Origin of the sequence: Bradyrhizobium sp. UFLA01-814, from assembly GCF_046718885.1 — a bacterium.
Lineage (GTDB): Bacteria > Pseudomonadota > Alphaproteobacteria > Rhizobiales > Xanthobacteraceae > Bradyrhizobium > Bradyrhizobium elkanii.
Genome location: NZ_JAQOSR010000035.1, coordinates 48,151 through 57,641 on the forward strand (window position 1 = coordinate 48,151; position 9,491 = coordinate 57,641).

Below are 9,491 nucleotides of genomic sequence, written 5' to 3' on the forward strand. Positions count from 1 at the left end.
GCGCGTCTTCGAGCGAAGCGGGCGACCTTCGATTCAATCAGAACCGAGGCTCTGGACATTGACCTGGATGGCCGGGTCGTCCTACGCCAAGGACCCGCCTTGGGCCTTTGCCCGGCCGCCACGAGATGGAATCCTTCGCATGAGCACCGAACCCGATGCGGCGCTGATCGAGCAAGGCCGAAAACTGTTCGCCGGCGACTGGCGCTTCATCTGGGCCTCGCCCTCGATCGAGACGCTGCCGCCGATGGCCGGCCTCGAGGTCGCCTTTGCCGGCCGCTCCAATGTCGGCAAGTCGAGCCTGATCAACGCGCTGACCGGCCGCAGCAACCTGGCGCGCACCTCGCACACGCCGGGGCGAACCCAGGAGCTGATCTTCTTCGAGGGGCCGGAGAAGGCGGGCTTCCGCCTTGTCGACATGCCCGGCTACGGCTACGCCTCGGCGCCGAAGACCAAGGTGGCGTCATGGACGGCGCTGATCCACAAATTCCTGCTCGGGCGCGCGACACTGGCGCGGGTCTACGTGCTGATCGACGCGCGCCACGGCATCAAGGACGTCGATCTCGACGTGCTGAAGACGCTGGACAAGTCCGCGGTCAGCTATCAGGTCGTGCTGACCAAGGCCGACCAGGTGAAGGCCGGCGAACTCAAGACCGTCATCGCCGACACGTCAGCAACGCTCGCAAAGCATCCAGCCGCCTTCCCCGAAATGCTGGTGACCTCGTCGCGCACCGGCGACGGCATGCCGGAGCTGCGTGCCGCCATGGTGCGCTTGATCGAGGAACGGCGCTGATGAGCGGCGCATCCCGCCTCCTGATCGGCCTTGCCGCCATCATGGGCGCCTGTGGCGTGATGCTGGCGGCGGCCGCAGCCCATCTGCCTGATGCCACGCGGCTGGCGGCGGCATCCTCGATGCTGCTGTTCCATGCACCCGCCGTCGTCGCGGCCATCGCGGTCGCGGATCGCGCGATCATCCATGCGAAGCTCGCAGTCGCGGCGGCGGCCGGGTTCGTCATCGCGGCGTCATTGTTCGCGGGCGACCTCGTGCTGCGCCAATATGCCGGCCATGGATTGTTTCCGATGGCCGCGCCCGCCGGCGGAACGCTGTTGATCCTGAGCTGGCTGGCACTGGCGGTCGCGGCGGTGTGGCCGAAGCGGTGATGACTGCCTTCCTTCTCCCCCTGTGGGAGAAGGTGGCGCGGACGTAGTCCGCGACGGATGAGGGGTCTCTATCCGCGGAGTCAGACCCCTCACCCGTCTCAATCGCGCGTTGCGCGATTGATCCACCCTCTCCCACAGGGGGAGAGGGCTGAAGACCGCTTTGCGCCCTGCCCGCCAATCAGATAGAACCGCGCCACCCCTCCGCTGACGACGAGACTAGCCCCATGACCGACCAGCACATCAGCCCGCTCGATCAGGCCCGCATCCTGTCCGAGGCGCTGCCGCACATGCAGGAATATGACGAGGAAACCATCGTCATCAAATACGGCGGCCATGCCATGGGCGCCGAGGACACCGCGAAGGCGTTCGCGCGCGACATCGTGCTGCTCGAGCAGACCGCGATCAATCCGGTGGTCGTGCATGGCGGCGGGCCGCAGATCGCGACCATGCTGAAGCGCCTCGGCATCCAGTCGGAATTCGCCGCGGGCCTGCGCATCACCGACGCCGCGACCATCGAGATCGTCGAGATGGTGCTGGCGGGCTCGGTCAACAAGCAGATCGTCGGCTACATCAACGAAGCCGGCGGCAAGGCCGTGGGCCTCTCCGGCAAGGACGGCAACATGGTGAAGGCGTCGAAGACGACGCGCACCATGGTCGATCCGGATTCCAACATCGAGAAGGCCATCGATCTCGGCTTCGTCGGCGATCCCGAAAAGGTCGACCTCACGCTGCTCAATCAGCTGATCGGCTATGAGCTGATCCCGGTGCTGGCGCCGCTCGCGACCTCGCAGGACGGCCAGACCCTGAACATCAACGCCGACACCTTCGCCGGCGCGATCGCGGGCGCGCTGAAGGCCAAGCGCCTGCTGCTGCTGACCGACGTGCCGGGCGTGCTCGACAAATCCAAGAAGCTGATTCCGGATCTGTCGATCAAGGAAGCCCGCAAGCTGATCGCCGACGGCACGATTTCCGGCGGCATGATCCCGAAGGTCGAGACCTGCATCTACGCGCTCGAACAGGGCGTGCAGGGCGTCGTGATCATCGACGGCAAGACGCAGCACGCGGTGCTGCTCGAGCTCTTCACCAACCAGGGCACCGGCACGCTGATCCATAAGTAATGGCAGACGCGGGACACACGGCGAGGATCCCTCGCCGGTCGCCGGCGGCGCGGCTCGCGATGGCGCTGCCGGCCGCGCTGGTGTCGTTCCTGTTCTCGTCGGCGCCGGCGCATGCCGACCTCAAGCTCTGCAACCGCATGAGCTATGTGATCGAGGCCGCGATCGGCATCGACGACAAGGCCGCGACCGCGACACGCGGCTGGTTCCGGATCGATCCCGCGACCTGCCGGGTCGTGGTGCAGGGCGCGCTCACCGCCGACCGCGTGCTGCTCAATGCGCGGGCGCTCGGCGTCTACGGCGCTTCGCCGATCCCGCAGAACGGCACCGACACGCTCTGCGTGGCGCAGGACAATTTCGTGATCGCCGCCGCGCGGCAATGCCGCTCCGGCCAGATGCCCGCGCAATTCACCCAGATCACGCCGACGAAGACCGACGACGGCAACCTGGTCGCCTATCTCGCCGAAGACAGCGAATATGACGACGAGCAGGCGCGCCTCGCCGGCATCCAGCGCCTCTTGGTGATCGCGGGCTACGATGCGGCGCCGATCGACGGCGTTGACGGGCCGAAGACCCAGAGTGCGCTGTCGGCATTCCTGAAGAGCCGCGGGCTCGCCAGCGACGTCGTGCAGTCGCCGAATTTCTTCGCCACCATGATCGATGCCGTGCAGAAGCCGTCGCCATCAGGGCTGACCTGGTGCAACGACACGCCGCACAAGGTGATGGCCGCGGTTGCAACCGACGACGGCAAGGCGGTGACCAGCCGCGGCTGGTATCGCATCGACCCCGGCAAGTGCCTGCATCCGGACGTGTCAGGCACGCCGAAGCAGATCTATTCGTTTGCCGAAGCCGTCGACAACGACAACAGGGCCATCCGCGTCAAGGACAAGCCGCTGAACTGGGGCGGCGGGGTCCAGCTCTGCACCCGCGAAAGCAAGTTCGAGATCAACGAACAGGGCGACTGCGCCGCCCGCGGCCTTGCCGCGCTCGGCTTCACCACCGTCGACATGACCAGCGGCGGCAAGACGCTGCGCTTTGCGATGCCGTGATGAAGACAACGGCGCCACAAACACCACAGTCGTCCCGGCGAAAGCCAGGACCCATAACCACGGGATTGCGTTTGGCGAAGAACGACGAGCATCGTGCCACATTGATGGATTCCGCGGTATGGGTCCTGGCTTTCGCCAGGACGACGGCGGAAGACTGGGCGATCGCGCCGACACGCGGAGAAAGCCATGACTAAAACTGCCCGCAGCTTCGGCCATGTCGAGACCTGGGTGTTCGACCTCGACAACACGCTGTACCCGCATCACGTCAACCTGTGGCAGCAGGTCGATGCGCGGATCGGCGAGTTCGTCAGCAACTGGCTGAAAATCTCGCCCGAGGAAGCACGGCGGCTGCAGAAGGACTACTACCTGCGCTACGGCACCACGATGCGCGGCATGATGACCGAGCACGGCGTGCAGGCCGACGACTATCTCGCTTATGTGCACAAGATCGACCACTCGCCGCTACAACCCAATCCGGCGATGGGAGCCGCGATCGCAAAACTGCCGGGGCGCAAGCTGATCCTGACCAACGGCTCGGTCGACCATGTCGATGCGGTGCTGGGCCGGCTCGGCATCAGCAACCATTTCGACGGCGTGTTCGACATCATCGCCGCCGATCTCGAGCCGAAGCCGGCGCCGCAGACCTACCAGAAGTTCCTCAGACTCCACGACGTCGATCCGGCGAAGGCTGCGATGTTCGAGGACCTCGCGCGCAATCTGGTGGTGCCGCATGAGCTCGGCATGACCACCGTGCTGGTCGTGCCCGACGGCAGCCAGGAGGTGGTGCGCGAGACCTGGGAGCTCGAAGGCCGCGACGCCGCCCATGTCGACCATGTCACGGATGATCTCACCGGCTTCTTGCAGCGGCTCAAGCCGTAGCCTCTCAACAGGTGTCGTCCCGGCGAAAGCCGGGACCCATAACCACCAATCTGCGCTTGGCTACTTGCTGTGGCCCCAGCGTGCCGCAACGCTGGCATTCGTGGTTATGGGTCCCGGCTCGCGCTTCGCTTGGCCGGGACGACGGAAGAGAGAGACCGCTCGGCGGGAGATGAGTTTGCCTTGACTCTCCTGCCCCAAATTCCGAAAAAGCCGTGCAAAATTCCCGCCATATCCCCGATACGCCCAAGGATTGTCCCGATGTCGCTGTCCGCCCTCGAAACCACCGTCAACACCGCGTTCGACGCCCGCGAAGGCATTTCGACCTCGACCAAGGGTGAGGTCCGCGAGGCGGTCGACCACGCGCTGGAGCTGCTCGACAAGGGCGAAGCGCGCGTTGCCGAGCGCGAGACGAGCGGCAAGTGGAAGGTCAATCAGTGGCTGAAGAAAGCCGTGCTGCTCTCGTTCCGCCTCAACGACATGGGCCAGATCGCGGGCGGCCCGGGCAAGGCATCGTGGTGGGACAAGGTGCCGTCGAAGTTCGAGGGCTGGGGCGAGAACCGTTTCCGCGACGCCGGCTTCCGCGCCGTGCCGGGCGCGATCGTGCGCCGCTCGGCCTTCATCGCCCGCAACGTCGTGCTGATGCCCTCCTTCGTCAATCTCGGCGCCTATGTCGATGAAGCCACCATGATCGACACCTGGTCGACGGTCGGCTCCTGCGCCCAGATCGGCAAGCGCGTGCACATCTCCGGCGGCGTCGGCATCGGCGGCGTGCTCGAGCCGCTGCAGGCCGAGCCCGTAATCGTCGAGGACGACTGCTTCATCGGCGCGCGCTCGGAGGTCGCCGAGGGCGTGATCGTGCGCAAGGGCGCGGTGCTGTCGATGGGCGTGTTCCTCGGCGCCTCCACCAAGATCGTCGACCGCGAGACCGGCGAAATCTTCGTCGGCGAGGTTCCGGAATATGCCGTTGTAGTGCCCGGCACCCTGCCGGCCAAGCCGCTGAAGAACGGCCAGCCGGGACCTGCCACCGCCTGCGCTGTGATCGTCAAGCGGGTCGACGAGCGCACCCGCGCCAAGACCAGCATCAACGAGCTGCTGCGGGACTGATCGGTCTTTCGCCGCGAGATCAGTCCATCAGCGTCACCCTGAGGAGCCTGCGAAGCAGGCGTCTCGAAAGGGTCGACGGCCACCAGCGGGGCCGTGCATCCTTCGAGGCTCGCCCAGCGGCGCAATTGCGCCGCAAGGCTCGTACCTCAGGATGACGGGTCTGGACTGATCGAACCAATTTCGATCCGACGCCGACATATCTCCGGGCCGCGAAGAATTGCCGCAGCCCGGAGTTTATTTTCATGGACTGGGCCAATTACCTGTTCGGCTTCAAGGGCCGCGTCAACCGGGCCAAATTCTGGCTCGCAGGGCTGATCATCGTCTGCTGGATGATGTTCCTGGCCTTGCTGGTGGTCTCGGCCGGCCTCGGCGGCAAGAACGGGTTCAGCTTCAATGTCGACGACATCTTCCGGGCCTTCGACCCCGACAGCTACAAATCGCTGAGCTGGGCCGGATTGCCGGCATTGCTGGTCAAGGCCTGCGGAACGTTCTTGTTCGTTTGGGTCTATGTCGCTGTCTCGATCAAGCGCCTGCACGACCGCGACAAGAGCGGGTGGTGGATGGTGCCGTTCTTCGCGATCCCGGGTCTCATGAGCCAGTTCTCGGACCGGCTCCCCGATGAATCCTATTGGGTGGTGGCCGCGGGAACGATCGTCTTCGTGCTCTATGTCTGGGGCTTCATCGAGCTCGCCTTCCTGCCCGGCACGCGCTACCCCAATCGCTACGGCCCCAATCCGCTCGGGAAAACCCATGTGCGGCAAGGCAGCGACAGCGGGTCGCGCTCCGCGCGCGGCTGGGACCAGCAGAGCGAGCTCGATACCGTGCCGCACAAAGCTGGTCCCCCCGCCGTGTGACGTGTTAAGCGAGGCGCATGAGTGATGCCGTCTCGATTACCCGCGATCTCGTCCGCTGCCCCTCCGTCACCCCGGCCGACGCCGGCGCGCTTGGCGTTCTCGAAAACCTGCTGAAGACCGCAGGCTTCGAGGTCCACCGCGTGACCTTCTCCGAGCCCGGCACCGCCGATATCGACAACCTCTATGCGCGCATCGGCTCTTCGGCGCCGCATATCACCTTCGCCGGCCACACCGACGTGGTGCCGCCCGGCGATGAAGCGGCGTGGACGCTTGGCGCGTTCTCCGGCGAGGTGAAGGACGGTTATCTCTACGGCCGCGGCGCCGTCGATATGAAGGGCGGCATCGCCTGCAGCGTCGCCGCTGTGCTGCAATATCTGCAGGACCATGGCGGCAAGCCACAAGAGAATGGCAACGGCTCGATCTCCTTCCTGATCACCGGCGATGAGGAAGACGTCTCGATCAACGGCACCGTCAAGCTGTTGAAATGGTGCGCCGAGCGTGGCGAAAAATTCGATCATTGCGTGCTCGGCGAGCCCTCGAATGTCGAAGTGCTGGGCGACATGATCAAGATCGGCCGGCGCGGCTCGCAATCCGGCACGTTGGTCGTCGACGGCATGCAGGGCCACGTCGCCTATCCGCACCGCGCCTCCAATCCGGTGCCTGATATCTCGCGACTGATCGTGGCGCTGAGCGACGAGCCGCTCGATCTCGGCAGCGCGCAGTTCCAGGCCAGCAACCTCGAATTCACCACGGTCGATGTCGGCAACAGCGCAAGCAACGTGATCCCCGGCCAGGCGCGGGCAAAATTCAACATCCGCTACAACGACAACCACACCCAGGAGAGCCTGCGGCAGCTGGTCGACGAACGGCTGGTGAAAGCCTGCGGCAACCGCATCCGCGCCCATATCGATTGGGCACCGTCGAACTCGAACGTGTTCGTCACCCAGCCTGGCCCGTTCACCGACCTCGCGGTCGCCGCGATCGAGGAGGTCACCGGCCGCAGGCCGGAGCTCTCCACCTCCGGCGGCACCTCGGACGCGCGCTTCATCTCGAGCTATTGCCCGGTGATCGAGTTCGGCCTGGTCGGCCAGACCATGCACCAGGTCGATGAACGCACGCCCGTGGCCGATCTGGAGAAGCTGACGCGGATCTATCGGGGCGTGCTGGAGCGGTATTTCGGGTAATCCAGCCGCTCGGCTGGACAAAAGCATCGAAAACAACCCCATGCACAGTAGGGGTTGGGGCTACGAGTCATCCACCCGCACCAGATACAGTGTGGTATTTCGGGTAGGCTCACATCCGTAGGATGGGTAGAGCGCAGCGAAACCCATCATGAGCGCCGCGGATTCGAAGTGATGGGTTTCGCGGAGTTTATCATCGGGCCGCGCGTTGCGCGGACCCGTTGGCTCCACCCATCCTACGAGATCATTCACACCGCCTAATACTCCACCCGCATCAGATAGAGCCCGTCCGGCGGCGCCACGGGGCCGCAGGCGGCGCGGTTGCGGGCGGCGAGCGCGGCGGCGAGGTCGTCGGCGCTCCAGCGGCCCTCGCCGACCCAGACCAGCGAGCCCACCATGGAACGCACCTGGCTGTGCAGGAACGAGCGCGCCGACGTCACGATGTTGACGGCGGCGCCGTCACGGGTGACGTCGAGCTGATCGAGCGTCTTCTCCGGCGACTTGGCCTGGCACTCGGTGTCGCGGAAGGTGGTGAAATCATGCTTGCCGAGCAGGCGCTGCGCGGCGTTATGCATCGCGTCAGCATCGAGCGCGCGCGGCACGCGCCAGACCCGGCCGATGTCGAGCGCGAGGTTCGCGCGGGTGTTGGTGATGCGATAGAGATAATGCCGTCTGGTCGCGGAAAACCGCGCCTCGAAATCGTCGGGCACGATGTCAGCCGCGAGCACGCCGATCGGATTGGGCCGCAGATGCGCGTTCAGCCCGTCACGAAAACGACCGGGCGGAAAATGCTTGGCGATGTCGCAATGCGCGACCTGGCCGCGCGCATGCACGCCGGCGTCGGTACGGCCGGCGCCATGGACGCGCACGTCCTCGCCGCAGATCGCCTTGACCGCCGCCTCCAGCGCGCCCTGCACGGTCGGCGCAGTGTCCTGGATCTGCCAGCCGGAGAACGGCGTGCCGTCATATTCGATGGTGAGCTTGTAGCGGGGCATCAGCTAAGCTGCGCAGGCGGCTTCAACGGCGTGCCGCGCAGAAAGTCCGCTGCCTTCATCGGCGCCTTGCCGGCGCGCTGCAGTTCGAGGATCCGGATCGCGCCGTCGCCGCAGGCGATCGCAAAATTGTCGTCGAGCACATCGCCCGGTGCGCCCGAACCCTTGGCCAGCTCGCAGCGCAGGATTTTCAGCCGCACCGGCTCGCTTTCGCCCGCGAGCTCGCACCAGGCGCCGGGGAACGGCGAGAGCCCGTGAATGTGCCGCAACACTGCATGCGCCGGCTGCTTCCAGTCGATCCGCGCCTCGGCCTTCTCGATCTTGGCGGCGTAGGTGACGCCATCCTCGCTCTGCTTCTTAAGCTGCAAGCCGCCGCGCTGTAACGCGCCCATCGCGCGCACCACCAGGTCGGCACCGAGCGACGCCAGCGCGTCGTGCAGATCGGATGCCGTCATCCCGTCCGTGATCGGCAGCCGCTCGGCCATCGCGACGTCGCCGGTGTCGAGGCCGACATCCATCTTCATCACCATCACGCCGCTCTCGGCATCGCCCGCCATGATGGCGCGGTTGATCGGCGCGGCGCCGCGCCAGCGCGGCAGCAGCGAGGCATGCAGGTTGAAGCAGCCGAGCCTGGGCGCGTCGAGAATGGCCTGGGGCAGGATCATGCCATAGGCGACGACGACGGCGGCATCCGCGTCATGCGCGCGAAACTCCTCGAGCGCTTCCGGTGTCTTGAGGGTCTTCGGCGTCAGCACGGGAATGCCGAGGCGGCGCGCCTCCTGCTCGACCGGCGTCGGCTGCAGCTGCAGGCCGCGTCGCCCGCCCGGCTTCGGCGCGCGGGTGTAGACGGCCACGACCTCATGGCCATGAGCTACGAGCTCCAGCAGCGTCGGCACCGCGAAATCGGGCGTGCCCATGAAGATCAGACGAAGAGGCATGACGAAAACTCGGTCTGTTCCTTCCCTTGCGGGAAGAGGAATCGCATATGAAGCACGCGGGTCTATCCGCGAATTCGGTTGGCCTCTCCCGCTTGCGGGGGAGGCCGGATCGCATCGAAGATGCGATCCGGGTGGGGGCTATCTCAGCGATACGACTCGTGGAAAGACCCCCACCCCAACCCCTGTCTCTTATACACATCTGACGCTGCCGACGACCATGG

General features: G+C 65.7%; 10 protein-coding genes. 8 read left to right on the top strand and 2 right to left on the bottom strand.

The genetic code is table 11. The annotated features are described in order from the left end of the window. Positions 1-139 precede the first annotated feature (139 nt). The 8 genes from yihA (at position 140) to dapE (ending at position 7,343) form a co-directional block, all read left to right on the top strand. Positions 140-790 carry a ribosome biogenesis GTP-binding protein YihA/YsxC gene (gene yihA / locus PMN64_RS13420; protein ID WP_028340402.1) on the top strand — a complete coding sequence of 217 codons (651 nt, stop codon included), beginning with the start codon at positions 140-142 and terminating at the stop codon, positions 788-790. Beyond that, positions 790-1,158: a DUF423 domain-containing protein gene (locus PMN64_RS13425; RefSeq protein ID WP_411781031.1), complete on the top strand. Its 369-nt coding sequence runs from the start codon at positions 790-792 to the stop codon at positions 1,156-1,158. The genes yihA and PMN64_RS13425 overlap by 1 nt, the downstream gene beginning before the upstream one ends. A gap of 224 nt (positions 1,159-1,382) precedes the next feature. Continuing rightward, positions 1,383-2,276, top strand: a complete 894-nt coding sequence (argB, locus tag PMN64_RS13430; protein ID WP_016848093.1) for an acetylglutamate kinase — start codon at positions 1,383-1,385, stop codon at positions 2,274-2,276. Between the two features lie 59 nt (positions 2,277-2,335). After that, on the top strand, positions 2,336-3,322 hold the full coding sequence (locus PMN64_RS13435; RefSeq protein ID WP_411781032.1) for a DUF1036 domain-containing protein: 987 nt from the start codon (positions 2,336-2,338) through the stop codon (positions 3,320-3,322). Between the two features lie 186 nt (positions 3,323-3,508). Continuing rightward, positions 3,509-4,201, top strand: a complete 693-nt coding sequence (locus tag PMN64_RS13440; protein WP_411781033.1) for a pyrimidine 5'-nucleotidase — start codon at positions 3,509-3,511, stop codon at positions 4,199-4,201. A 258-nt stretch (positions 4,202-4,459) separates the two neighbouring features. Further along, a complete protein-coding gene (gene dapD / locus PMN64_RS13445; RefSeq protein WP_028335932.1) occupies positions 4,460-5,305 on the top strand; it encodes a 2,3,4,5-tetrahydropyridine-2,6-dicarboxylate N-succinyltransferase in 846 nt (281 codons plus the stop codon). A 242-nt stretch (positions 5,306-5,547) separates the two neighbouring features. Beyond that, positions 5,548-6,159 carry a DUF805 domain-containing protein gene (locus PMN64_RS13450; RefSeq protein WP_411781034.1) on the top strand — a complete coding sequence of 204 codons (612 nt, stop codon included), beginning with the start codon at positions 5,548-5,550 and terminating at the stop codon, positions 6,157-6,159. Positions 6,160-6,176: 17 nt separating this feature from the next. Further along, a complete protein-coding gene (dapE, locus tag PMN64_RS13455) occupies positions 6,177-7,343 on the top strand; it encodes a succinyl-diaminopimelate desuccinylase (RefSeq protein WP_411781035.1) in 1,167 nt (388 codons plus the stop codon). Positions 7,344-7,597: 254 nt separating this feature from the next. Here the strand turns inward: dapE and truA are convergent, their stop codons facing one another. Together truA and fmt are read right to left on the bottom strand one after the other, a co-directional pair. Next, positions 7,598-8,335 carry a tRNA pseudouridine(38-40) synthase TruA gene (gene truA / locus PMN64_RS13460; RefSeq protein WP_411781036.1) on the bottom strand — a complete coding sequence of 246 codons (738 nt, stop codon included), beginning with the start codon at positions 8,333-8,335 and terminating at the stop codon, positions 7,598-7,600. Next, a complete protein-coding gene (fmt, locus tag PMN64_RS13465) occupies positions 8,335-9,270 on the bottom strand; it encodes a methionyl-tRNA formyltransferase (RefSeq protein WP_411781037.1) in 936 nt (311 codons plus the stop codon). Before fmt ends, truA begins: the two co-directional genes overlap by 1 nt. Positions 9,271-9,491: the final 221 nt, after the last annotated feature.

Bases quoted from the DNA above. Each gene is read 5' to 3' on its own strand.
- yihA (WP_028340402.1), top strand. From the start codon at position 140: ATGAGCACCGAACCCGATGCGGCGCTGATCGAGCAAGGCCGAAAACTG.
- PMN64_RS13450 (WP_411781034.1), top strand. From the start codon at position 5,548: ATGGACTGGGCCAATTACCTGTTCGGCTTCAAGGGCCGCGTCAACCGG.
- PMN64_RS13435 (WP_411781032.1), top strand. From the start codon at position 2,336: ATGGCGCTGCCGGCCGCGCTGGTGTCGTTCCTGTTCTCGTCGGCGCCG.
- truA (WP_411781036.1), bottom strand. From the start codon at position 8,335: ATGCCCCGCTACAAGCTCACCATCGAATATGACGGCACGCCGTTCTCC.
- argB (WP_016848093.1), top strand. From the start codon at position 1,383: ATGACCGACCAGCACATCAGCCCGCTCGATCAGGCCCGCATCCTGTCC.
- PMN64_RS13425 (WP_411781031.1), top strand. From the start codon at position 790: ATGAGCGGCGCATCCCGCCTCCTGATCGGCCTTGCCGCCATCATGGGC.
- fmt (WP_411781037.1), bottom strand. From the start codon at position 9,270: ATGCCTCTTCGTCTGATCTTCATGGGCACGCCCGATTTCGCGGTGCCG.
- PMN64_RS13440 (WP_411781033.1), top strand. From the start codon at position 3,509: ATGACTAAAACTGCCCGCAGCTTCGGCCATGTCGAGACCTGGGTGTTC.
- dapE (WP_411781035.1), top strand. From the start codon at position 6,177: ATGAGTGATGCCGTCTCGATTACCCGCGATCTCGTCCGCTGCCCCTCC.
- dapD (WP_028335932.1), top strand. From the start codon at position 4,460: ATGTCGCTGTCCGCCCTCGAAACCACCGTCAACACCGCGTTCGACGCC.